General features: G+C 67.9%; 23 protein-coding genes. 10 read left to right on the forward strand and 13 right to left on the reverse strand.

What is annotated here, in order from left to right; all coding sequences use genetic code 11:
* Both MBTS_RS18225 and MBTS_RS18230 read left to right on the forward strand, forming a co-directional pair.
* A partial coding sequence (locus MBTS_RS18225; protein WP_192216176.1) for a BA14K family protein occupies positions 1–333 on the forward strand: 333 nt, incomplete at its 5' end.
* Positions 334–548: 215 nt separating this feature from the next.
* Positions 549–1,076, forward strand: coding sequence for a DUF2721 domain-containing protein (locus MBTS_RS18230; RefSeq protein WP_147832556.1), 528 nt, complete (start codon positions 549–551; stop codon positions 1,074–1,076).
* Positions 1,077–1,091: 15 nt separating this feature from the next.
* On the opposite strand, the gene MBTS_RS18235 is transcribed toward MBTS_RS18230, so the two are convergent.
* Positions 1,092–1,535, reverse strand: a complete 444-nt coding sequence (locus MBTS_RS18235; protein ID WP_147832555.1) for a protein tyrosine phosphatase family protein — start codon at positions 1,533–1,535, stop codon at positions 1,092–1,094.
* 173 nt (positions 1,536–1,708) lie between these two features.
* Here MBTS_RS18235 and MBTS_RS18240 point away from each other — a divergent pair, with 173 nt between their 5' ends.
* The gene (locus tag MBTS_RS18240; protein ID WP_147832554.1) at positions 1,709–2,218 is read left to right on the forward strand and encodes a DUF533 domain-containing protein; all 510 of its coding nucleotides are present in this window, start codon (positions 1,709–1,711) and stop codon (positions 2,216–2,218) included.
* Positions 2,219–2,231: 13 nt separating this feature from the next.
* Here the strand turns inward: MBTS_RS18240 and MBTS_RS18245 are convergent, their stop codons facing one another.
* The 4 genes from MBTS_RS18245 to MBTS_RS18260 all read right to left on the reverse strand — a co-directional run bounded on the left by MBTS_RS18245 (position 2,232) and on the right by MBTS_RS18260 (position 6,791).
* Complete coding sequence (locus tag MBTS_RS18245; RefSeq protein WP_018045531.1) at positions 2,232–2,849, reverse strand: GNAT family N-acetyltransferase; 618 nt, start codon at positions 2,847–2,849, stop codon at positions 2,232–2,234.
* On the reverse strand, positions 2,846–5,191 hold the full coding sequence (locus tag MBTS_RS18250; protein WP_018045530.1) for an Orn/Lys/Arg family decarboxylase: 2,346 nt from the start codon (positions 5,189–5,191) through the stop codon (positions 2,846–2,848). Before MBTS_RS18250 ends, MBTS_RS18245 begins: the two co-directional genes overlap by 4 nt.
* Positions 5,192–5,253: 62 nt before the next feature.
* Entirely contained in the window at positions 5,254–6,282 is a 1,029-nt protein-coding gene (locus MBTS_RS18255) for a CorA family divalent cation transporter (RefSeq protein WP_056141346.1), read from the reverse strand.
* Between the two features lie 161 nt (positions 6,283–6,443).
* On the reverse strand, positions 6,444–6,791 hold the full coding sequence (locus MBTS_RS18260) for a hypothetical protein (protein ID WP_018045528.1): 348 nt from the start codon (positions 6,789–6,791) through the stop codon (positions 6,444–6,446).
* 331 nt (positions 6,792–7,122) lie between these two features.
* Between MBTS_RS18260 and ppk2 the strand changes: the two genes are divergently transcribed.
* The 4 genes from ppk2 (at position 7,123) to MBTS_RS18280 (ending at position 11,080) form a co-directional block, all read left to right on the forward strand.
* Positions 7,123–8,049 (forward strand): polyphosphate kinase 2, encoded by a 927-nt coding sequence (gene ppk2, locus MBTS_RS18265; protein WP_026176236.1) that lies wholly within the window; start codon positions 7,123–7,125, stop codon positions 8,047–8,049.
* Between the two features lie 110 nt (positions 8,050–8,159).
* Positions 8,160–8,957, forward strand: a complete 798-nt coding sequence (locus MBTS_RS18270; protein ID WP_056164160.1) for an enoyl-CoA hydratase/isomerase family protein — start codon at positions 8,160–8,162, stop codon at positions 8,955–8,957.
* Between the two features lie 168 nt (positions 8,958–9,125).
* Complete coding sequence (locus MBTS_RS18275) at positions 9,126–10,634, forward strand: carbohydrate porin (protein WP_192216183.1); 1,509 nt, start codon at positions 9,126–9,128, stop codon at positions 10,632–10,634.
* Between the two features lie 218 nt (positions 10,635–10,852).
* On the forward strand, positions 10,853–11,080 hold the full coding sequence (locus tag MBTS_RS18280) for a hypothetical protein (protein ID WP_056141069.1): 228 nt from the start codon (positions 10,853–10,855) through the stop codon (positions 11,078–11,080).
* A gap of 102 nt (positions 11,081–11,182) precedes the next feature.
* Here the strand turns inward: MBTS_RS18280 and MBTS_RS18285 are convergent, their stop codons facing one another.
* Entirely contained in the window at positions 11,183–12,619 is a 1,437-nt protein-coding gene (locus MBTS_RS18285) for an NAD-dependent succinate-semialdehyde dehydrogenase (protein WP_147832549.1), read from the reverse strand.
* An 88-nt stretch (positions 12,620–12,707) separates the two neighbouring features.
* Entirely contained in the window at positions 12,708–13,499 is a 792-nt protein-coding gene (locus MBTS_RS18290) for a class II glutamine amidotransferase (RefSeq protein WP_018045521.1), read from the reverse strand.
* A 398-nt stretch (positions 13,500–13,897) separates the two neighbouring features.
* Between MBTS_RS18290 and MBTS_RS18295 the strand changes: the two genes are divergently transcribed.
* The gene (locus MBTS_RS18295) at positions 13,898–14,323 is read left to right on the forward strand and encodes a response regulator (protein WP_056141340.1); all 426 of its coding nucleotides are present in this window, start codon (positions 13,898–13,900) and stop codon (positions 14,321–14,323) included.
* Positions 14,324–14,406: 83 nt separating this feature from the next.
* Here MBTS_RS18295 and rpsU read toward each other — a convergent pair whose 3' ends face one another.
* Together rpsU and MBTS_RS18305 are read right to left on the reverse strand one after the other, a co-directional pair.
* On the reverse strand, positions 14,407–14,715 hold the full coding sequence (gene rpsU / locus MBTS_RS18300; protein WP_018045519.1) for a 30S ribosomal protein S21: 309 nt from the start codon (positions 14,713–14,715) through the stop codon (positions 14,407–14,409).
* A 232-nt stretch (positions 14,716–14,947) separates the two neighbouring features.
* Positions 14,948–16,162, reverse strand: a complete 1,215-nt coding sequence (locus tag MBTS_RS18305; protein ID WP_056141063.1) for a polyhydroxyalkanoate depolymerase — start codon at positions 16,160–16,162, stop codon at positions 14,948–14,950.
* Positions 16,163–16,472: 310 nt separating this feature from the next.
* On the opposite strand from MBTS_RS18305, the gene MBTS_RS18310 reads away from it, so the two are divergent.
* Positions 16,473–17,129: a glutathione S-transferase family protein gene (locus tag MBTS_RS18310; RefSeq protein WP_056141336.1), complete on the forward strand. Its 657-nt coding sequence runs from the start codon at positions 16,473–16,475 to the stop codon at positions 17,127–17,129.
* 45 nt (positions 17,130–17,174) lie between these two features.
* On the opposite strand, the gene MBTS_RS18315 is transcribed toward MBTS_RS18310, so the two are convergent.
* From MBTS_RS18315 to bla, 4 genes are all read right to left on the reverse strand, one after another.
* On the reverse strand, positions 17,175–18,608 hold the full coding sequence (locus tag MBTS_RS18315; RefSeq protein WP_192216177.1) for an ATP-binding protein: 1,434 nt from the start codon (positions 18,606–18,608) through the stop codon (positions 17,175–17,177).
* A complete protein-coding gene (locus MBTS_RS18320) occupies positions 18,605–19,333 on the reverse strand; it encodes a response regulator (RefSeq protein WP_018045515.1) in 729 nt (242 codons plus the stop codon). Before MBTS_RS18320 ends, MBTS_RS18315 begins: the two co-directional genes overlap by 4 nt.
* A gap of 149 nt (positions 19,334–19,482) precedes the next feature.
* The gene (locus MBTS_RS18325) at positions 19,483–20,508 is read right to left on the reverse strand and encodes a hypothetical protein (RefSeq protein ID WP_308444984.1); all 1,026 of its coding nucleotides are present in this window, start codon (positions 20,506–20,508) and stop codon (positions 19,483–19,485) included.
* Positions 20,509–20,713: 205 nt separating this feature from the next.
* A complete protein-coding gene (gene bla, locus MBTS_RS18330; RefSeq protein ID WP_192216179.1) occupies positions 20,714–21,601 on the reverse strand; it encodes a class A beta-lactamase in 888 nt (295 codons plus the stop codon).
* Between the two features lie 229 nt (positions 21,602–21,830).
* Between bla and MBTS_RS18335 the strand changes: the two genes are divergently transcribed.
* The gene (locus MBTS_RS18335; protein ID WP_018045512.1) at positions 21,831–22,136 is read left to right on the forward strand and encodes an accessory factor UbiK family protein; all 306 of its coding nucleotides are present in this window, start codon (positions 21,831–21,833) and stop codon (positions 22,134–22,136) included.
* The last annotated feature ends 7 nt before the right edge of the window (positions 22,137–22,143 follow it).

Consider the following 22,143-nt stretch of genomic DNA (forward strand, 5'->3'; position numbering starts at 1 on the left):
GGCGGTGGTTTCGGCCGGGGGGGGCACCACCACCATCACGGCCATGGCTACAATCGCGGATATGGGCGGGGCTATGGCGGGCTCGGCCTCGGGCTGGGCCTCGGTCTGGCGGGCGCCGGGATCGGCTATGGCTATGGCAGCGGGTATTACGACAACGGCTATTACCGCGGCGGCTACGCGCCGGCCTATTATGGAGGTGCGGTAGAGGTTCAGCAGGATGTCGGCGGGTCCGACCAGGACGTGGCCTACTGCATCCAGCGCTTCCGGTCCTACGATCAGCGGTCGGGCACCTATCTCGGCAATGACGGCCTGCGTCATCGCTGCCCGCAGTAACGCTCGTCGTCCGGGCGCGATCGCCTGACCCTCACCGAGTCCGGAAGCCCCGCAGCCCCTGCCGCGGGGCTTCGTCGCATCTATGGCCCCGCGTCTGCTCGGCAGAGGAGGGACGACGTCGAGGCTCGAGGTTCTGTCACCGGCATCCGGAACCCGCGTCCACCTCCGAAACGGCGCATCTTCCGGTGCCGGGCGGCATGGCGTAACGCCCTGTCATGATGGCTTCCGGTCCTCTCCTCGCTCCCGACGACATCGCGCATGTCATTCAGATCGCGCTCGCGCCCGCCTTCCTGCTGACGGCGCTGGCGACGCTGCTCAACGTCTTCTCCACGCGCCTGGGGCGGGTGGCCGACCGGGTCGATGACGCCGCCGACCGGCTGCAGAAGGCGGATGCGGACGAGGCCGCCCACCTGTCGTACCAACTGGCCTATCTGCGTCGGCGCTCCTTCATGCTCGACGTGGCGGTGGTCCTCGCCTCGTTCGGCAGCATCATGACCGGCATCGCGGTGCTGACGCTGTTCGTGGGGGCCTTGCGCGATGCGGCCACGGCATCCGTCCTGTTCGGCTGCTTCGGCATCGCCCTGGTCTGCACGGTGGCGGCCATCGTCGCCTTCCTCATCGAGATCCTGATGGCGGGCCGCCGCATCCGGGACGAGGTCGACCGCCAGACGGTCGAGGCTTCGGACCGGGAAGCGGGCGGACCCGAGATCCCCCGTCGCTCGCCTCGACAGCGCCGGTCTTGACCGGGGCCGGCGATCTCACGTCCCGTCGGGCGTGTCGCCATGCGTGTCGAGCCAGCGCACGGCGCCGCTGAGGTCGAAGCCCCGCTCCCGGCCATAGGCCAGGAGGTCATCGCGGCGCAGACGCCCCGCCAGCACTTCGGACAAAGCCCACAGGGTCAGCGAGCGCGAGCCGCTGCGGCAATGGGCGAGGACCGGGCCGGGTGCGCTCTCCACGGCCTCACGGAAACGCGCGACGTCCTCATGGGTGATGCCGGGGCCGGTGACGGGGATATGGAGATAGGCGAGTCCCGCCGCCTCGGCCGCCGCCGCTTCGGCAGCGCTGCCCAACTGGTCCGGCTCCTCGCCTTCGGGACGGTTGTTGATGAGCAGGGCAAAGCCCTTCGTGGACAGGTCCGCGATCTCCGCCTCGTTCGGCTGGCCGGAGACCGACAGGCGGGACTCGATGGGCGTGATCGTCATGGGGCCTCTCTCGTTGGCTGCCGTCGGGCCGTGCGGTTTCCGCTTGCCGGAGGAGGGCGCTCTGCCGGGGACGAACGGGGCATGTTCATTCCACCGCACCGCCCATCGTGAACCCGCGACGGGGCTCGTCCGTTTCCAATCCGATCCCTCAACCCGCCTTCAGGACGACCACCATGGCCGATGCAAGACAGATCGTCGATGCGCTCGTACGCTCACGCAAGGGCGGGATCGCCGCCACGGCCGCCCTCGGGGGCCTCGCCCTCGTCGCGGGTCTGGCGCTGCGGGCACTCCGTCCCTCCGCGGCGTCCGAGACCCCCGATCTGAGCCAGGTCGGCGAGGACGAGGCGCGCGTCATGCTGCGCGCCATGGTGGCCGCGACTTTGGCCGACGGCATCGTCGATCAGCAGGAGCGCCGGCGCCTCGACGCGGCGGTGGAGGCGGCCGGCATCGACCGGGATGGCCGCGCATGGCTGGAGAAGGAGCTCACCGACCCGGCCGAGATCGACGAACTCGCCGAGCGCGTGGAGTCGCCGGAGCAGGGCGCGCGCCTCTATGCGGCAGCGCGTCTGGCCATCGATGCCGATACGCTGCAGGAGCGGGAGTTCCTGAAGCGCCTCGCCGAAGCCCTCGACGTTCCGCAGGACGTGGCCGCGCGGGTCGATGCCGGACTGGAGGAGGCCTAAGACCGCAGCCGGATCACTTCCCCACCCATTCGTGCCCGGCCACCAGCGCCTCCACCGAGCGCGTCCAGGTGCCGGGCTGGTCGGTGGAGCCGGTGCCGAGCGCCCGCTGGACCATGACGCTGTCGCTCCAGCGGCCGTACTTGTAGCCCACCGCCGGCAGCAGGCCGACGCGGACGAAGCCGCAGGCTTCGTGGAGCCGCAGGGACGCCTCGTTCTGCGCGTCGATATAGCCGATCATCTGCCGGTAACCGCCGGCGGCGCAGGCCTCGATCAAAGCCGGCAAAAGGCGCCGGCCGATGCCGGCGTTCAGGTGCTCGTGATGGACATAGATCGAGTGCTTGAGCGTGTAGCGGTAGGCCGGCCGTTTGCGGAACGGTACGGCATAGGCATAGCCCGCCACTACCCCGTCGCGATCGGCGACGAGGTGGGGCAGACGCTTCTTGCGCATGGCCTTGCGGCGGCGCTTGAGGTCGTCGGGATGGAGCGGATCCTCCTCGAAATCGCCGACATCCCCCACGCCCCGCCGGATATGGTGAGCGTAGATCGCCACCATGGCCGGCACGTCCGGATCCGAGGACGGCCGGATGATCACTTCGGGATCGGAGGCGGTGGGCGGCCCGTCCGGACTCACGGGCGGTTCTCGCGCATGACGTAGGTGTAGAACCGGATCGTCCCGTCGGGATCGACGTTGCGGAACACGCCCTGGATCTCGGCCTCGAAGCCCGGGAACAGGTTCGCCGAGCGTTCGAACATCTTGAAGTAATCCAGCATGGGTTTCGCCCGCTCGTCCAGTCGCTCGCCCGGCAGCACCGTGCCGATGCCCGGCGGGTAGACCAGAAGCAAGGTCGTCGCCACACGGCCCTCGGCTTCCGCGATCGGCACGTAATCGACGTTGTTGCGGGTGAGCTGCTGCACCGCCTCCTTCGGGGTCATCACCATCTCGGGCAGGTGCCCCGGCTCGAACTGCTTGCGCTGGAGCGTGCTGGTGCCGTGCTCGCGGTGGAAGGCGTGGAAATCCGCGCAGAGGTCGCGCAGGCGCACGCCCTTGTAGCGGTTCGGCCGGCGCCGGACGAATTCCGGCATGGCATCCTCGAGCGGCACGTTCTCGTCATGCAGGCGCTTGAAGGCCACGAGGCCGGAGATGAGCGTGCCGGCCTTGGAGGATTCGACGCCCGGTGTCAGCAGGAAGAGGAGCGAGTTGAGGTCGTTCTTCTCCGGCACGATCCGGTTTTCACGCAGATACTGGGCGACGATCGGGGCCGGTACGCCATGATCGGCATATTGCCCCGTGCGGCGGTCGAAGCCGGGGGTGAGCACGGTGAGCTTGTTCGGGTCGGTCATGGCGTAGTTCGGCGCCACATGGGTGAAGCCGTGCCAGGCGGCACCGGGGGTCAGCTCCCAGTATTTGGCGTCGCTGGCGAGCTCGTCCGTCGAGACGCTCTCCCACGGCACCTTGCCCTCCGGGCCCTTCACCGTGTCCGGCACGAAGGGGTCGAAGAACCAGCGGCGCAGGGGATCGCCCTCCTTCTCCTCGAATTCGCGGCGGATGGCGCGGACCTTCTTGCGCCATTCGATGCCGAGCCGGATCGTGTCGTCCCACAGGACGACGCCCGAGCGGCCCTTCATCATCTGCGCGCCGACATCCAGCGACGCGAAGAGCGGGTAGAACGGCGAGGTCGAGGCGTGGACGAGGAAGGTCTCGTTGAAGCGCCGGTGCTCGATGCGGCGGGTCTGGCCGCGGATATGGCTGTCCTTGGTGTGAATCTGCGAGGCCTGGGAGAAGCTCGCCAGCTGCTTGTGGGTGGATTGGGTGGCGATGATGCCCGGCGAGGTCTCGTCGAGGCCCTTCAGCCCCATGGCGAAGCGGCCGGCGAAGAGCGGGTGGAACTTCATGAAGCCCGCCCAGGCCTCGTCGAAGAGGATGTAGTCGCAGAGATGCCCGATCTTCTCGAGGATCATCTGCGCGTTGTAGATCGTGCCGTCATAGGTGCACTGCTCCACCACCGCGACGCGGAACGGGCGCTCGCGCTTCCAGGCCTCCTTGTCGGTGACGAGGGGGTTGGTGCGGATCTTCTCGCGGATGGCCGCCTCGTCGAGGGCCTCGTGATACATCGGGCCGATCAGGCCGAAGCAGTTACGGTCGGTCTCCAGGAAGACCGGAACCGCGCCGCCGAGGAACAGGGCGCCGTGGTGGGCCGCCTTGTGGTTGTTGCGGTCGAACAGGACGAGATCGCCCTCGGCCACCAGGGCCGAGAGCACGATCTTGTTGGAGGCCGAGGTGCCGTTGAGGACGAAATAGGTTTTTTCCGCACCGAAGATGACGGCGGCTTCCTTCTGCGCCTTGAGGGCGGGGCCCTCGTGGACGAGGAGATCGCCGAGATCGAGCACGGAATTGTCGAGGTCGTCGCGGAACACCGCCTCGCCGAGATGCTCCACGAAGATGCGCCCGATGGGGGAGCGGTTGTAGAAGATGCCGCCGTTATGGCCGGGGCAGGTCCAGAGCTGGTTGCCCTGCTCTGCGTAATCGACCAGCGCGCCGAAGAAGGGCGTCTTCAGGGTCTCGGCATATTGCTTGACCCGGCTCACGAGGCCGCGGGCGATGTAGTCCGGGGTCTCTTCCGCGAGGAAGATATAGCCGTCGATGAAGTCGAGCACTTCGACGGGGATGTCCTCCAGGCGCTTGCGCCGGACCATGATGACGATGGGCATTTCCAGCCCGCGCTTCCGCATCAGGTTGATGAGGGCGGCGGCCTTGCCGTCGAGGCCGCGCTTGCCCCAATCCACCACCATGCAGCCGATGGCGGCATCGGTCTGGACCGCGATGGCCGCGTCCTCCACGCGGCGGGCGCGGACGACCTCGAAGCCGAGCTTTTCCACCGAGCCTATGATCTGCTGGACGCGCACGCCCTCGAGATCGTCCGGGTCGAAGTTCGGCGCGCACATGAGCACGGTGAAGCGGCGAAAGAAGTCCATGCGGGGGAAGGCTCCGGTGGTCGGATGAATCGAGGGGGGTGTGGGCGCGTTCGCGTTCCGGATCAACCGGGCCGGCCGGCGAGACTGAGCCGGCGGATGACGAGGTAGACGGCGAGCGCCGCGAGCGCGCCGATTCCCAGCGCGAGCAGCGACCCATTGTCGGATTCCGAAAAGAACAGGCCCTTGGTGTTCATGCCGAACACGCCCGTCACCAGGGTGGGCGGCAGGAACAGGGCCGTGAGGATCGACAGGGTGAAGAGCTGGCGGTTGGTGAGCGCGGTGGTGCGGGCGGCGATCTCGTCCTGCAGCAAGCGGCTGCGCTCGGACAGGACATGCATGTCGCGATGGAGGGAATCGAGGCGTTGGACCACCCGCGCGGCCATGGCGCCCACCGCTTCGGGCAATTGATCTCCCTCCGTGCCGGCTTCGTCCTCGAGCCGGTGGAACACCGCCCGCAACCCGGCGAGCTGCCGGTGGGAGCGCACGGATTGGCGGCGGATCGGTCCCAGGGGCCTCGGGTCGTCCGCCTTGGACTCGTCGAGCATGTCGTCCTCGATGGCGTCGAGGGAGGAGGACAGGCGGTCGGCCGTGGCGATCAGCGCCTCGACGGTGCTGCCGACGAAGCGCTCCAGCAGCTTGGCCGGGCCGGGGACGAGGGCGCCGGACAAGACCGCGTCGCGGGCGGCCACCGCGCAGGACGTGGCGTGGCGGCGGCCGCTGACGAGGAAGCGCGGGCCGAGGATGCAATGGAGACGGCCGTTCGGCTCCTCGCTCGACGAGCCGTCGAAGGCGCGTTCCCGGTCGGCGATGACGAAACCGGCATGGGGGCCGTCCACGACGACGCGCTGATGCTCGTCGCGGGCGAAGGTCGCGGCGGCGAGCCGGGCCGGGCCGAGGCGTCCTTCGAGGATCAGCGCCTCTGTCCGCGCATCGACCAGATCGACATGGAACCAGACGAAGCCGTGATCCGGGTCGTCCAGCGAGGGAATCCCGTCCCCCGGTCCGACCTGGCGTCCCCGTCCCTCCGCGTCGAAGGTGAGGGCGAAGATCAGCCCCGGGAGGGGGGATTCCTCGATGAGAAGGTGCTGCATGGTGCGGTCGCGGCGATCATGGCCGGCAAAATGCCGGCTCACTATCGCGCTGGATCGCAACGCTGGGCGACACTGTGATGACGGAGGGGCACCTCCGCCGATCGATGCTCGGCCTGCGGGTCATGCGATCCGCAAGAGGGGGCGACGACGATTGGCTATCCTCAGCGGGTCACGACGCCCTTATCGGCTTCCTTGACGCTGCCGTCGGCTTCCATGCGGTTCAGGCCCTTGTCCGCTTCCTTGCGAAGCACCTCAGCGAAGGCGGTGGCCTGATGTCCGACGAGAACCTTCATGTCGGCCGGAGCGACGGTCCAGATGACGGCAACGATGAACACCGTCGCGGCCATGCCATAGGCGAAGGTTTCCATGATGCCGAGCCAGCCAAGCAACAACGGGATGCTGCTCACGATCAATCCGATGAAAGAACTTCCGGTCAGAAAATAAACGGAGAAGAAGGTGATGACAGCCAGGCATATGGGCTTGACGAAACGGACGATGAAGCGTTCCATTGCGTTTTATCTCCTATTACAGAGTTATTTCAAGAACTGTTCTAAGCTGCGATCAGTTGTTTGTTACGTATCGACAATGGGATGCGCCTTATAATTCGGTCTATCTCGTTTTCTGACCGCTCAAGTATCTACAAAAATCGTATCGATTCAATAAACGCCGCGTACCAGAAGCTGAGGGAGAGTCCAGCGATTCTCCGGCTTTCGGCGTCGGATGCTGAATTCTACGAATCGAATAAGGAATGTGGTGCCGTTGCCGACGGGGGTCGCCATACTGTCATGCAGCTGTGATTCAAGCTTTCGGATGATTCCCATTCATCAGGAAGGCAATATCATGGACGGCACGCGCGCCGGGACTCGTCCTTTCGATATCGAGGCTATTCGCCGAGAGATGGCGGACGATTTCGATGAAGAGCTCGAGATGGAGCTCGAAGACGAGCGCCTCGAGCAACTCGTTAGCGAAATCGATGCCAGGCCTCGTCTGCCCACCATGGACCGGAAGATCTATTTCCGGGAGCTATTCCGACTGCAACACGAGCTGGTTCGTCTTCAGGATTGGGTGCAGGCCCAGAAACTACGCGTGGTTGTGATCTTCGAGGGGCGGGATTCGGCCGGCAAGGGCGGCGCGATCAAGCGCATCACCCAGCGTCTCAATCCCCGCGTCTGCCGCGTGGCTGCGCTCCCGGCTCCTAACGAGCGCGAGCGTACGCAATGGTACTTCCAGCGCTACGTGGCGCATCTGCCGGCGGGCGGCGAGATCGTGCTGTTCGATCGCTCCTGGTACAATCGGGCCGGCGTCGAGCGCGTGATGGGCTTCTGCACCCCGGACCAGTACGAGGAATTCTTCCAGTCCGCGCCGGAATTCGAGCGCATGCTGGTGCGGTCCGGCATCATCGTGCTGAAATACTGGTTCTCGATCACCGACGAGGAGCAGGAGCTGCGCTTCAACATGCGCATCCACGATCCCCTGAAGCAGTGGAAGCTCTCGCCGATGGACGTGGAGTCCCGTCGCCGCTGGGAGGATTACACCAAGGCGAAGGAAGTGATGCTCGCCCGCACGCATATTCCCGAGGCGCCCTGGTGGGTGGTCGAGGCCGTGGACAAGAAGAAGGCCCGCCTCAACTGCATCAGCCATCTCCTCACGCAAATCCCCTATGGCGACGTGGAGCATCCGCCGGTGCATCTGCCCGAGCGCATGCGCCACGAGGATTACGCCCGCCAGCCGGTGCCGCAGGAGATGTTCGTCCCCGCCCTGTTCTGACCATGCCGGGGGCGCCGCTCGGCCGGACGCGGTTGCCCAAAGCGGCCGGGATGGGCAAGACCCGTGTCGGACGGGCCGATCCTCGGCCGGTCCGGCTTGGGACCCCCCGCATGAGCGCCACCGACGAGATCCTGTTCGACACCGATGAGGCGGGCATCGCCCGTATCGTTCTCAACCGGCCGCAGGCGCGCAACGCGCTGACCTTCGCGATGTATCAGGGCCTCATCGACCTCTGCGACAGGATCGAGGCGGACGAGCGGATCAAGGTCCTCGTCATCACCGGCGCCGGCGAGAAAGCCTTCGCCGCCGGCACCGACATCGCCCAGTTCCGTGATTTCTCCAGTCCCGAGGATGCCCTCGGCTACGAGCGCTTCATGGACAGGGTCCTGGGCGCGCTCGAGCGTCTGCGCGTGCCCGTCATCGCCGCCGTCGCCGGCGCCTGTACCGGCGGCGGGGCCGCCATCGCCGCCTCCTGCGACCTGCGCATCGCCACCCGTGACGCCCGGTTCGGCTTTCCCATCGCGCGAACGCTCGGCAATTGCCTGTCGATGTCGAACCTGAGGCGCCTGTCCGGCCTCATCGGTCCCGCGCGGGTGAAGGACATGATCTTCACCGCCCGCCTGTTTGGCGCGGAGGAGGCGCTCGCGGCCGGCCTCGTCGGCGAAGTGGTGGAGGATGCCGCTGCCCTCGCCGCCAGGGCGACGGAACTCGCGGCGCAACTCGCCGGCCATGCACCGCTGACCCTGCGGGCCACCAAGGAAGGCCTGCGCCGCCTCGACGCCGAGGCGGAGGCGGAGGGCGAGCGCCCCGGCGATGACCTCATCCTGATGTGCTACACCAGCGCCGATTTCCGCGAGGGCATGGAGGCCTTCCTGGCCAAGCGCCCGCCGAACTGGACCGGCCGGTAAAGCGCTGTTTCGAGCGCTGTCCCGATGCGGATGTGGGCAGCGTGACACACCGGACGGGGAAAGCCGCTGGTCGCCCCGCTGCCTCGGCTCGGTTGCAGCCCTGTCATGCTCGCCGTGATAGAGCGTGAGCGGGGACGGTCGCCCTGGGACATGCTTTTTTTCCGAGGGATGATGCTCCGCTCGTTTCCTCTCGCGGCCGCCGCAGCCCTGTTGTCGGGCCTTGCCGCGTCGGGCGCCCACGCCCAGACCGCCGCCGAGATCGCGGCGCGGCAGGCGCGCCTGGCCCTGGAGGGGCTCGACATCGGCTCGCCGCGCGGCGCCGGCGGCGATCCGCAGACATCGGTGGCGCAGTCGGTGACCTCGGCCAAGCCTTCGGCCAACCTCAACACCTCGATCCAGGACCAGCTCGGCCCCTATGGCGATCCCTACGGCCTGCGCTCGTTCCTGAAGACCAAGGGCATCGAATACAGCCTCACGTATATCGGCGAGAGCTTCGGCAACGCGACGGGCGGCGCGCGGCGCGGTGCCATCGTCGAGGGACGCCTCGACGTCCAGTTCGATGCCGACCTCGAAAAGCTGGCGGGCTGGCACGGGGCGGCCTTCCACACCAACCTCTACCTCATCCACGGCACCGGCCTGTCGCGCTACTACGTCAACAATTTCATCACCGTGAGCGCCATCGAGGCGCTACCCTCCTCGCGGCTCTACGAGCTCTGGTTGGAGCAGAAACTGTTCGACGGCCAGTTCAGCCTCAAGGTCGGTCAGATCGCGGCCGATACCGAGTTCGCCGTGAGCCAGACCGGCACGCTGTTCATCAACTCCACCTTCGGCTGGCCCAACATCATGGCCGAGGTGCTGCCGAGCGGCGGGCCGATCTATCCCCTGGCGGTGCCGGCGATCCGCGCGAAATACGTGCCCAACCAGAACTTTTCCCTTCAGGTCGGCCTCTTCGACGGCGATCCGGCGGGGCCTTATCCCAGCGATCTCGATCCGCAGCGCCGCAACCGCACCGGCACGAACTTCCGCACCGGCGATCCCGCTCTGGTCATCGCGGAGGCCGCCTACGCCTACAACATCGCGCAGGGCGATGTCGGCGATCCCGGCACGGTGACGCTGGGGGGGTGGCACCATTTCGGCCGGTTCGACAGCCAGCGCTTCGACACGGCCGGGCGCTCGCTGGCCGATCCGTCCACCACCGGCATCGCCCGACGCTTCCGGGGCGACAGCGGCCTCTACGGTATCATCGACCAGACCATCTACCGCGAACCCGACGACCCCAACGACGGCGCCAGCGTGTTCCTGCGCCTCTCCGGGTCGCCCTCCGACCGTAACATCGTGGATTTCTACGCCGATGCCGGCATCGCCTATAAGGGCCTCTTCAAGGGACGTTCCGATGACACGATCGGCGTCGCCTTCGCCATCGCGCGGATCTCGGACGCGGCGCGCGGCCTGGACACCGACACGATCCTGCTGGCCGGGACGAACATGCCCCGGCGCAGCAGCGAGGCGGTCATTGAGGCGACCTATCAGGCCGTGCTCGGACCGGGCGTGACCGTGCAGCCGGACGTCCAGTACGTGTTCCGTCCCAGCGGCGGTGTGCCCAACCCGCGCGACCCCAACGGCGCCCGCATCAAGAACGCCGCCGTGTTCGGCGTGCGGGCGACGGTGCGTTACTGAGAGGCATCGACAGGGCCGATGTGCTCCGGCCGTCCGAAGCCTCGGCACGAGGCGAGGCTGGGATGACGGCTTCGTCTCACGAAGCGCGTGCTCGTTATCGCCATTGACGTCGTCGATATCGGCTATCGACACCATCTGTTTGATGAATGGTGCGCCGCAAAATATATCCCTCTCATGCAACGGGGCATCGGCCCCGGAACACCTGAGGGATCCTCGTCATGACCGTTCGTAGCCTTGTCCTCGCCGCTCTCGCCTCCGCCATCCTGGTCGGTACCGCGACCGCCGACGAGCGCATCACCGTCATCCCCACGCTCTATCGGGAGCAGGCCCGCGTCACGGCTGCCGTGCGTCCGGCCTCCGAGCTGACCACCACGCCGTCCCTGACCCCGCGTGCTCCCGCGACCCGGCGCATCGTCGCCGAGATCGTCGACCCCACGACCCGCTAAGGCGGTTCCCGTGAGCGGGGCCGGAGCAAAGGCGTGCATCAACGCTCCATGGGGTCTGCCCCATGGAGCGTTTTGCGTGTCGAGCCTACCGAATGCGGGTGTTCAGGCGCTGGCCTGACTCACGAACTTCGTCGTCAGATAGGCCTCGATCGCCTCCGAGCCGCCCTCGCTGCCGTAGCCGGAATCCTTGATGCCGCCGAAGGGGGTTTCGGGGAAGGCGAGACCGTGATGGTTGATGCCGAGCATGCCGCTCTCGACCCGGGCGGCGATCTCCGTCGCGCGGGTGGCCGAGCGGGTGTAGGCGTAGGCGGCGAGACCATAGGGCAGCCGGTTGGCCTCGGCGAAGGCGGCCTCGTCGTCGGAAAAGCGCTGGACCAGGGCCACGGGGCCGAACGGCTCCTCGTTCATGATCCGCGCGGTGAGCGGGGTCTCGGCGAGCACGGTGGGCTCGAAGAAATGGCCGCGGTTGCCGATGCGCTTGCCGCCGGTGCGGAGTTCCGCGCCCTGCGCCACGGCGTCGGCCACGAGGGATTCCATCGCCTCGCGCCGGCGGGCATGGATCAGCGGCCCCATCTGGGTCTCGGGATCGAGCCCGTCACCGACCCTGATGCCCTCTGCATGCGCCACGAACCCCTCGACGAAGCGGTCGTAGACGGAATCGTGGATAAGGAAGCGGGTCGGCGCGACGCAGACCTGCCCGGCATTGCGGAATTTGTTGGCGCCGAGCACCGAGACGGCCTTCTCCACATCCGCATCGGCGAAGACCAGGGCGGGGGCGTGGCCACCGAGCTCCATGGTGATGCGCTTCATGTGGCGCCCGGCCAAAGCCGCGAGCTCCTTGCCCACCGGAGTGGAGCCGGTGAACGAGATCTTGGCGATGACCGGATGCGGGATGAGGTAGGACGAGATCTCGGCCGGATCGCCGAAGACCAGGGAGAGCACGTCACCCGGCACCCCGGCATCGAGGAAGGCGCGGACGAGTTCGGCGCAGCTCGCCGGTGTATCCTCCGGCCCTTTCAGGATCACCGAGCAGCCGGTGCAGAGCGCCGCCGACAGCTTGCGGACGGCCTGGTTGATCGGGAAGTTCCAGGGCGTGAAGGCGGCCACGGGACCCACCGGCTCGCGCAGAACCATCTGGGTCACGCCCGGCACGCGGGCGGGGATGATGCGGCCGTAGGCGCGCCTCCCTTCCTCGGCGAACCAGTCGATCACGTCGGCGGCGGCGAGCGTCTCCACCCGCGCCTCGGCCAGCGGCTTGCCCTGTTCCAGCGTCATCGTCCGGGCGATGTCGTCGACGCGCGAACGGAGCAGATCGGCGGCCCGCCGCATCACCTTGGCGCGATCGAAGGCCGCGACCCTGCGCCATTCGGCGAATCCGCGGCGGGCGGACTCCAGGGCACGGTCGAGATCGTTGCGCGACGCCACCGCCACGGTGCCGATGGCGTCGCCGGTGGCGGGGTTGAGGACGGGGATCGTCCGCGCGTCGGAACCGGGCGTCCAGGCTCCTGCGATGTGAAGGGTCACGTCCGTGTCGGTCATCGGCGGCTCACGCTCTCGAAGGAGCATGGGTTGTCCGCCCTTCGCGCCAGCGCCGCAACCCTCCGTGCCGCAACCCTCGGGAGCGGTCTTAGGCGGCGATGCGGACCCGCGCCTCGTCGGCGCCCTTTACCGTCACCGTGCCCCCGCGTGTGGCCTGCAACGTGCCGCCGCGCGGGATCACGATCCAGCCCTCCTTGCAATCGTCGATGGGCTCGGAGACCACCACGAGGCCGGTCTCGGTCTGGCGGTAATAGAGGCTCGGCGGGCGGCCGTCGCAGGCCCAGCGATAAGCCGTCAGGGTCTCGCCGTCGGTGACGACGGAAGTGAAGCGCAGGGCCTCGGTGATTCCGGCCGCCTGCATCAGGTCGCGGACCGTGGAGAGGGTTTCGGCCATGGCGCCGATCGGGTCTTCGGCGAGGCCGTTGGCCAGGGCCAGGAGGAAGATCGCCTCGGAATCGGTGGTGCCGCGCCGTGCTTCGTAGAGCGCGTCCGGGATCAAGGCCTCGATCCGCCGCTTGATGCGATGGTAGCCGCCGATCTGGCCGTTATGCATGAACAGGTGCCGGCCATGGGCGAAGGGATGGCAGTTCGCCCGCGTGGTGGCCGTGCCGGTCGAGGCGCGGACATGGGCGAAGAACATCCGCGCGCGGACCTGCTGGCAGAGGTTGACGAGGTTCTCGTCCGACCAGGCCGGGCAGACGTCGCGATACTGGCCCGGATCGGTCCGTTCGCCGTACCAGCCGATGCCGAAACCGTCGCCGTTGGTCTCCGTCTTCGCCTCGGTGGCGTGCAGCGACTGATGCACCAGCGAGTGCGTCGGGGCGCAGACGAGATCGGTCAGGAAGACCGGATCACCGCTATAGGCGAGAAAGCGGCACATGACTGAGCAACAACCCCCTGTTTCGGCACCCCTCCCCGGATCGGGAAACAGAAACCGTTCCATGATCCAGCTTGACGGTCGTTGAACTGTAACATTCGATCTTTTGCGGTGAACAGATCGTTAATGCATCGCAGCATGCCTGAACCTTGTGCGTCTGCGCGGACGATGCGCAGGCGTGCCCGATTTCGTGCATGCCGGTATCGTAGACGGCCACCATGCCCGCTTTGAGGCGGTTCCCTATCTTTCATTGCGGGAGGCGCATGGCCGTGGCGGCGCATCGTACCCTTGCCGATCCCGGCCCGGCGGCGCAGCCTCGGCATCATCGAATCATCGACCGGGCGCAGGACGCCCCGCAGGGCCGGCATCGTGCCTGGCCTCATTCCTTGGAAAGTGACCTCATGGATCGCACAACCCGCTCGACCGATGGCGCTGCATCACGAGCTCAGATCGATGGCCCCGTCGCCCTGGTGGTGGAGGACGATGCGGCGGTCCGCGACCTCGCCACCGCCATCCTCGAAGAAACCGATCTCGACGTCATCGCCTGTGACAGCGCCGAGGCGGCCATCGGCGTCCTGGAGCGCAAGGGACTGAACGTCGCCCTGCTCTTCGCCGATGTGCGCCTCGGCGGGGCCATGGACGGTATCGCCCTGGCGCGGACGGTGGAACGGCGCTGGCCCGACGTGCGGATGGTCCTGACCTCGGGCTACGACGAGCGCGGTACCGGCCGCCTGCCCGAACAGGCGGTCTACATGCAGAAGCCCTGGCGCGCCCTCGACGTGCTGGTGGAGGCGGAACACGCGTCCGCTGCCGTGGGCATCGCCTGAAACGACACGACGCCCGCGCCGCTTCCGCGGCCGGGCGTCGTGTGAGAGCGAAGGAGGGCCGGTGCGAGACCGGCCGCTCGGCCTTACGAGGCGACGTTGGTCGAGGGAGCGGCGCTCGGAGCGAACGGCGAACCACCCGGACGACGCGGCGCACCGGCGCCGAAACGGGGCTTCGGCTTCGGAGCGGCGATCAGGCCCTCACGGATGGCGGTCTTGCGGGCCTGCTTGCGGGCGCGGCGGACGGCCTCAGCCTTCTCGCGTGCCTTGCGCACGGAGGGCTTCTCGTAGGCCTTGCGCTGCTTCATCTCGCGGAAGATGCCCTCGCGCTGCATCTTCTTCTTGAGAACACGGAGTGCCTGGTCGACGTTGTTATCGCGAACGAGTACCTGCAACGGACTTGATCCTTTAGAGACATATGTTTGTCGGACGGCGCCCTCTCCGAACGCCCCCGCCTGTCCGACGAGGGCAAACCGCCAATAGCCCCATACCCTGGATCGCTCCAGGGAGGGACCTGTGTGTGACGGTCTCGAATCGACGCTGAAAACTCACTTGGGGCAGGCTCATACACCAAGCGGACACGAGTTCCAACCGCTCTCGGTTAAATCCTGAGCCGGACCCGCATCCTCATGCGTGCGACTGGATGAAGTTGCGCACGAGCGGGTAGGTCTGCCCCTCCCACTTGCGGCCGGTGAAGACGCCGTAATGGCCGACGCCCGCCTGGAGGTGGTGGCTCTTCATGTGCGGGGGCAGGCTGCTGCACAGATCGTGCGCCGCCATGGTCTGGCCGACGGCGCAGATGTCGTCGCGCTCGCCCTCCACGGTCATCAGCGCGGTCCTGCGGATGGAGCGCATGTCGATGGGGTTGCCGCGATAGGTCAGCTCGTTCTTGGCGAGGGTGTAATCCTGGAACACCGTCTGGACCGTCTCGATGTAGAACTCGGCCGCGAGGTCGAGGACGGCGAAATACTCGTCGTAGAAGGTCTCGATCTGGTTGGCCTTGTCGGTCTCGCCGTTGGCGAAGTGCCAGAACAGGTCGGCATGGCTCTGCTGGTGGCGCTTGGCATTCATCGAGACGAAGGCCGAGACCTGCATGAAGCCGGGATAGACCCGTCGGCCCGCCCCCGCATGGCGCTTGGGCACGGTGGCGATGAGATTCTTCTCGAACCACGCGATCGGCTTCGAGGTGGCGAGCTTGTTCACCGAGGTGGGGCTGATCCGGCAATCCACCGGCCCGGCCATGAGCGTCATGCTGCGCGGCGGCGCGATGTCCTTCGACTGGGCCATGACGGCGGCGGCGGCGAGCGCCTGGACGGCCGGCTGGCAGACCGCAACGACGTGAGAGCCCTCGCCCATCGCGCCGAGGAACTGCACCAGGTGATCCACGTAATCGTCGAACCCGAACGGGCCGTCGGCCAAGGGCACGTCGCGGGCATTGTGCCAGTCGGTGATGTAGACGTCGTGGTCGGCGAGCAGGGTGCGCACCGTGCCGCGCAGCAGGGTGGCGAAATGGCCCGAGAGCGGCGCCACCACGAGCACCTTGGGCTGCTCGGTATCGATGTCCTTCCTGAAGCGCAGCAGCGTCCCGAACGGCGTCGAGAACGTCGCCTCCTCGGTGACCGGAACCTCGCGGTTGCCGACCCGGATGCTGTCGATGCCGAAAGCGGGGCGGGCGAAGGTCAGCCCGGCGCGCATCATCATCCGGGCTCCAGCCGACCACCAGTTCATCGGAGCCGCGTTCCCCGAACCGACCCAGGGCGATACGGCATCGTGGACGAGCTTGCCCCAGGAGCGGGTGCGCTGGGCGAGGTCGGACTGCACTTCGAAGGCATCGTAGAGCATGACGCTCGAACTCCTGCGCGAACGATCGGATAGCGAACCATTCGCTGTGTCGTGCACGGCCGCCGGATCGTCTCCGGACGGTCGTTCACGGCCCGCTAGGCTGAGCCACGGTTGCGCACAACGCAATCGGCCCACAATACGATCTGTAATAAATGTTGTGAGAATGCACCACTGTCCTATCCTCGTAACAGGAAAGGATTATCTCTTGGGGCGGGTGGTGGCTCGGCGCGGCACGAGACTTGGATGTCCCCAGCCATCCCGGGCCGAGAACTCCATGGACATTCGGGGATAACGACAACAGGGGATGGACATGCCGGTCGCCACGCTCACGATCTCGAGCCGGAACTACTCCTCGTGGTCGCTGCGGGGATGGCTGGTCTGCCGCATGGCCGGGCTCGACTTCGAGACCGAAGTCCTGTCCGGCGACGACGCATCCACGCGGGCCGAGCTCCTGCATCTGTCGCCGTCCTTCCTCGTGCCCCGCCTCGTCCATGGCGAGATCGAGGTCTGGGACACCCTGGCCCTCTCCCAGTATCTCAACGAGACCTATCCCGATGCGGGCTTCCTGCCGAAGGATCCCGTGGCCCGGGCGCGCTGCCGCTCGATCTCGGGCGAAATGCATGGCGGGTTCATCAACCTGCGCTCGGCGCTGCCGATGAATCTCCGGGCCCGTCACACCGATTTCAAGATCTTCAACGGAGCCCGGGGCGATATCGAGCGGATCATCACGATCGTTGAGGATTGCCTGTCGCGCTACGACGGCCCGTTCCTGTTCGGCACGCGCCCGAGCCTGGCCGATGCCATGTTCGCGCCGGTCTGCACCCGGTTCCAGACCTATGACGTCCCGCTGCCGCGCAAGGTCGCCGCCTATCGCGACACCATCCTCGCCTGGCCGCTGATGGTGGAGTGGACCGAGGCCGCCGCCGCCGAGCCCGACGAGATCGAAGAACTCGACATGGAGTTCTGAGGGGCCGGCCCCCGGCCGACAATCCGAAATGCCCGGATGCGAAAATCATGGGGCGGCCGGTAAGGCGGCCCCGTGGTTCGGCATCGGGGCCGCGCGCGGCGGCGTTGCTTGAGCGACGGCGAGGGGCAGGTCAATGCGGGCCACGAGGCCGCGGGGCGCCTTGTTCGACAGGCTGAGTCGTCCGCCATGCCCCTCCACGATGGCGAGCACGATCGAGAGGCCGAGGCCGAAACCGCTGGCCTCGTCGAGATTCCGAGTCCGGTCCCCGCGCACGAAGGGCTGCACCATGGCGTCGCGCTCGGCCTCGGGAATGCCGGGGCCGTCGTCGGACACTTCCAGCGCCACGCCCTGTTCGGATGGATGAATCGTCAGGCGCGCCGAGCCGCCATACTTCACCGCATTGTCGACGAGGTTGACGATGGCCCGCTGCAGATCGTCCGCCCGGCCGCGTACGAGGACGTGGCGCGTCTGTTCCAGGCACACGTCGGCGCCCACATCGGTGAAGCCGTCGCATACGGTCTGGACCAGAGAGGCGAGGTCGACGAGGCTGTGCGCGCCGCCCGCCTGGCCGTCCCGGATGAAGGACAGGGCGGCTTCCACCAATCCGTTCATCTGGTCGAGGTCGCGCAGGGTCATGGTGCGAGCGTGGTCGTCCTCGATGAACTCGGCCCGCAGGCGCAGTCGGGTGATCGGGGTCCGCAGGTCGTGGCTGATCGCCGCCAGCATCTGGGTCCGGTCGTCGATCAGGCGGCGGACGCGCCCGCGCATGGTGTCGAGGGCGCGCGAGACCGCCGCCACCTCCTTCGGCCCGTTCCGGGGCAGGGCCACGAGGTTCATGCCCGTGCCGAAGGCGTCGGCGGCCTCGGCGAGCTTCGCCAGCGGGGCGGTCAGGGCCCGCGTCGCCCAGATCGACATGAGGGACAGGGTGATGCCGAGGAGGACGAAGGTGAAGACGATCGGGCCGGGGCCGAAGGGCGGCCGGTCGTCGTCCGGCAGGGTGGCCCGCAGGCTCGCCCCCGAGGGCGTCACGATGCCGATGCGGGTGCCGCCCCCCGGCTCCCTCCGGCCCGGCGGGGACAGATCGGTGATGGTGAGCGGCCGGCCGAACCCCTCGCGCATGCGCTTGACCATGGGATGGTCGGGCCGCTCGCTCCGCGTGCTGGCGGACGGAGGTTCCGGCGAGGCCGGGGCCGTTTCGATCTGCAGCGAGGGCAGGCTGCGTGCCGCGTCCTGCAGCAAGCGCAGCCGATCCCCCGGCGGAGCGGCATCGAGCAGGCGGACAATGGTGGCCAGCCGGGTCGCGGCCACGCCCGGATGATTGTCCGGGTTCCAAGGTTCGCGCAGCAGGAAGAAGGCGAGGGTCGCCACCGCATGGCTGACGACGATGGCGGCCACGCTGAGGACCGCGATCTGGCCGGCGATGCTGCGCGGCGGGGTGCCGACGAGGCGGCGCCAGCGGTCCTTCCCCTCGGTGCTCACGAGCGCGTCACCGCCGGCGTGAACAGGTAGCCGCCCGAGCGGATGGTGCGGATGATCTCGGGATTGCGCGGATCGGCCTCGATCTTCTGCCGGATGCGGCTGATGAGGACGTCGATGCTGCGCTCGAACGGGCCGGCGGCGCGCCCCTGCGTCAGGTCGAGGAGCTGATCGCGCGAGAGCACCCGGCCGGGCCTGAGGCAGAGCGCGTGGAGCAGGTCGAACTCCGCGCCCGTGATGGTGATGCGGGCCTCCTCCGGACTGAGGAGCTGGCGCAGGGAGACGTCGAGGGTCCAGTCGAGGAAGCACAGCCGGCGGGCGCCGTCGTCGCCGGCGGCCTCCGTGGTCGCTCCCCGCCGCAGGATCGCGCGGATGCGGGCGAGGAGCTCGCGCGGGTTGAAGGGCTTGGCGAGGTAATCGTCCGCGCCGATCTCGAGGCCGACGATCCGGTCGATCTCCTCGGCCTTGGCGGTGAGCATCAGGATCGGGATCGAGGACCCGGCCCGCAGGCGCCGGCACAGGCTCAACCCGTCCTCGCCCGGCAGCATCAGGTCGAGGACGATGAGGTCGACGCGCGCATCCGCCAGTGCCTTGTCCATCTCGCGCCCGTCCCCGGCGAGACTCACCCGGCACTCGTTGGCGCGAAGATAGCGCGCCACCAGGGCGCTGATCTCGCGGTCGTCCTCGACCACGAGGATATGGGGCGTGGCGGAATTCGTCTGCGTCATGTCTCGTCCATCCGGTGGCCGTTTATGACGCCTCGGCGGAGGGATTCGAAGGGGATCGCAAGAGCAGAATTGTAAACGTGTGTTTCGGGCTGGTCTCCGAGATACGTCTGGCAAATGTTGTCGGCCGCAAGAGTGCGTCCGCGCGGCCTCTACCGCCTGCGAAACCCGAAATACCCGCCATCGGCGTCGTAGAGCACGTCGAAACCATTGAGGAAGCGCAGGCCCGTGTTCACGAAGGGCTCCGGGCGACGGGTGTTGAGGGTCACCTTGCCCGGCGAGAGCGGGGCATTGTCACCCACGACGATGTCGTAGGCCGCCGCCGGTGCGGAGCCTCGTCCGGGGAAGGTGAAGCCGAGGCGGGTGCCGGGCAGGAACTGGTTCCGGCCGTCGTCATCGGTGGCGACGGCGCCGTCCACGGCCTCTCCCGGCAAGGTCAGGTACATCACCGACACGCCGGTATCGACGAGCGCCCGGCCGCAGGCGCCGGGGGCTTGCCCGTTCACCGCTATACAGACGGGCACGCCCTGCCATTCACCGGGAATGTCGGGGTGCGGATCGAGCTTCACGAAGCGGATGTCGCCGCGCGTATTGGCTCCGGTGAGGCCCGCGTGGATGCCGTCCCGCGTCACCACGTAGCCACGCCGGGCAGGCCCCCGGCCCTCGGGCGCGAGGTTGAGGAGCGGGTTGGTGTCGGGCGTGCTCTGGCTCTGCGAGTCCCCCTCCCGTCCGAAGCCGACGCCCAACATCGCCACGTGGCCGGGCATCGTTTCCGGCGTGCAGGCACGGGCAGTGTCCGTGCACGCGATCTCGGTGACCGCCAGGACGGGGAGAGGCGTGGTGGTGACGCTGGCCCCGTTGCCGCCGACGAGCGTGACCGGCAGCGTCACCCAGCGCCCGATCATGATCCGCCCCGAACTGCTGTAGGTCAGCCGCCCCGGCCGCGAGGGCATCGAGTCGAAGCCGGGGATGCGGCTCGCCGAGACGACGATGCCGGTGGAGCCGGTATCCATGAGCACGGGGCGCACCTCTCCCCCGAAGGACAGGCCGAGGCGCGGCGAGCGCGTCAACTCGGCGCCATCCTCCGCCGCGTCGAGATAGGAAAGATACGTGCCCTGGCGGAAGCCGTCGTAATCCGGCCTGTCGGCGGCATGGGTCGGGTACGCGGCGAGGCTCAAGGCGGCGATCCCGAATGCGAGTGCGACAGGCGAGGCGATCCTCGATTCCCCGGCCCTCTTATGCGCGATGCCGACGCGATATCCGCGGCCCCTGTTCATCATCCGCCCCTCCCGGGCGACGAAGATGCGGCAGCGGGGCTGACCGGATCCTCGTCACTCCATCCGTTCCTCGGTCGAGCTTGGCAGATCGGCGTTTAAGGCACTGTTACGCGGAGGCGGCGACGGCCCGGGCCACCGAGGCGATGGTTGCGCTGCGGGCCTCCGACGACGTCCTCGCCCCGGTCAGGTAGACCGTCAGAACGAGGGGAGGCCGGCGCGGCGGCCAGATCACGGCGACGTCGTTGGCGGTGTCGTTCTCCCCCGATCCGGTCTTGTCGCCGATGCGCCAGTCTTGCGGCAGGCCGGCGCGCAACCGCGCCTCGCCGGTGCGGCAGCCCACGAGCCAGGCGGTGAGCAGGGCGCGGGAGGCAGGCGACAGCGCGTCCGCCAGGACGAGGCGCCGGAGCGTCTCCGCCATGGCGAGCGGCGTGGTGGTGTCGCGGGCATCGCCGGGGGCGGCCTCGTTCAGGTCCGGCTCGGTACGGTCGAGCCGGGTCGTCGCATCGCCGAAACCACGGATATGTCCGGTGAGCCCGGCCGGGCCACCCATCGTCCTGAGGAGGAGGTTCGCGGCGGTGTTGTCGCTGAGCGTGACGGCCGCTTCGCAGAGTTCGGCGATGGTCATGGCCTCGCCCCCCGCCCTCGGCCCGCTCACGGGCGAATACGGCACAACCTCGCGCGGTTCGTAGCGATGGCGCCGGTCGAGGCCGTCCTCGCCCCGGTCCACCCGCGCCAGCACCGCACCGGCGGCGAGGACCTTGAACGTGCTGCACAGGGGGAAGCGCTCGTCCCCGCGATGCGCCGCATGGGCGCCGCTGCCGGTATCGAGAAGGCCGATCCCGAGCCGCCCGCCGCTCGCCTCCTCGATCCGTGCGAACCGGTCGGCGAGATCCCGGCGGAACGCCCCCTCAGCCAGGGCGGGGCCTCCCGCGCCGAACCAGTTCCCCGCGGCCCAGGCGGCCGCGCCGAGGGTGAATTCGCGTCGCCTGATCATGCTCGTCCTCGCCGGGGATCGGTCTTCGATTGAAGCGGAGCGTCGCCGAGCAAGGCGGCGGCTTTGCGGTGTCATCCTGGCCGGCGGAATGGGGCTCCGGCTCGTCCGGCCGTCGATTCCTCGTCTCCGGGGCGGGGGATCGGATTGCCTCGCGGGCCGTCGATTCTTATTTCATCCTCTCAGGTGCCGGCGCGATGTCCGACGCGGGCCTCGATCTCGGGAGACGACGATGCAAGGCTCTAAGGACGGCGCGGGCCGCGGTTCGAACCGGTTGTTCGACGATTTCGCCCGGTTGATGACCGACGCCGCCGGGGCGGCGCAGGGGGTGAAGCGCGAGGCGGAGACGGTGTTCAAGGCGCAGGTGGAGCGCCTGATCCGCGACATGGACATCGCGTCGCGCGAGGAGGTGGACGTCCTGCGCGATCTCGTCTCGGCGCTGCGCAGCCAGAACGATGCCCTCGCCGCTCGCGTCTCGGTGCTGGAAGGCCGTCAGGGTGCGCAGGATACGCCGCCTGCGCCCGCCACGCCGGTCTGATTCGGGC

Origin of the sequence: Methylobacterium bullatum (assembly GCF_014845095.1) — a bacterium.
GTDB lineage: Bacteria > Pseudomonadota > Alphaproteobacteria > Rhizobiales > Beijerinckiaceae > Methylobacterium > Methylobacterium bullatum.

What these genes read in the sequence shown, in the direction of transcription:
- MBTS_RS18230 (WP_147832556.1), top strand. Translation starts at nt 549, where the DNA reads ATGATGGCTTCCGGTCCTCTCCTCGCTCCCGACGACATCGCGCATGTC.
- MBTS_RS18235 (WP_147832555.1), bottom strand. Translation starts at nt 1,535, where the DNA reads ATGACGATCACGCCCATCGAGTCCCGCCTGTCGGTCTCCGGCCAGCCG.
- MBTS_RS18240 (WP_147832554.1), top strand. Translation starts at nt 1,709, where the DNA reads ATGGCCGATGCAAGACAGATCGTCGATGCGCTCGTACGCTCACGCAAG.
- MBTS_RS18250 (WP_018045530.1), bottom strand. Translation starts at nt 5,191, where the DNA reads ATGGACTTCTTTCGCCGCTTCACCGTGCTCATGTGCGCGCCGAACTTC.
- MBTS_RS18255 (WP_056141346.1), bottom strand. Translation starts at nt 6,282, where the DNA reads ATGCAGCACCTTCTCATCGAGGAATCCCCCCTCCCGGGGCTGATCTTC.
- MBTS_RS18260 (WP_018045528.1), bottom strand. Translation starts at nt 6,791, where the DNA reads ATGGAACGCTTCATCGTCCGTTTCGTCAAGCCCATATGCCTGGCTGTC.
- ppk2 (WP_026176236.1), top strand. Translation starts at nt 7,123, where the DNA reads ATGGACGGCACGCGCGCCGGGACTCGTCCTTTCGATATCGAGGCTATT.
- MBTS_RS18270 (WP_056164160.1), top strand. Translation starts at nt 8,160, where the DNA reads ATGAGCGCCACCGACGAGATCCTGTTCGACACCGATGAGGCGGGCATC.
- MBTS_RS18275 (WP_192216183.1), top strand. Translation starts at nt 9,126, where the DNA reads ATGATGCTCCGCTCGTTTCCTCTCGCGGCCGCCGCAGCCCTGTTGTCG.
- MBTS_RS18280 (WP_056141069.1), top strand. Translation starts at nt 10,853, where the DNA reads ATGACCGTTCGTAGCCTTGTCCTCGCCGCTCTCGCCTCCGCCATCCTG.
- MBTS_RS18285 (WP_147832549.1), bottom strand. Translation starts at nt 12,619, where the DNA reads ATGACCGACACGGACGTGACCCTTCACATCGCAGGAGCCTGGACGCCC.
- MBTS_RS18290 (WP_018045521.1), bottom strand. Translation starts at nt 13,499, where the DNA reads ATGTGCCGCTTTCTCGCCTATAGCGGTGATCCGGTCTTCCTGACCGAT.
- MBTS_RS18295 (WP_056141340.1), top strand. Translation starts at nt 13,898, where the DNA reads ATGGATCGCACAACCCGCTCGACCGATGGCGCTGCATCACGAGCTCAG.
- MBTS_RS18305 (WP_056141063.1), bottom strand. Translation starts at nt 16,162, where the DNA reads ATGCTCTACGATGCCTTCGAAGTGCAGTCCGACCTCGCCCAGCGCACC.
- MBTS_RS18310 (WP_056141336.1), top strand. Translation starts at nt 16,473, where the DNA reads ATGCCGGTCGCCACGCTCACGATCTCGAGCCGGAACTACTCCTCGTGG.
- MBTS_RS18320 (WP_018045515.1), bottom strand. Translation starts at nt 19,333, where the DNA reads ATGACGCAGACGAATTCCGCCACGCCCCATATCCTCGTGGTCGAGGAC.
- bla (WP_192216179.1), bottom strand. Translation starts at nt 21,601, where the DNA reads ATGATCAGGCGACGCGAATTCACCCTCGGCGCGGCCGCCTGGGCCGCG.
- MBTS_RS18335 (WP_018045512.1), top strand. Translation starts at nt 21,831, where the DNA reads ATGCAAGGCTCTAAGGACGGCGCGGGCCGCGGTTCGAACCGGTTGTTC.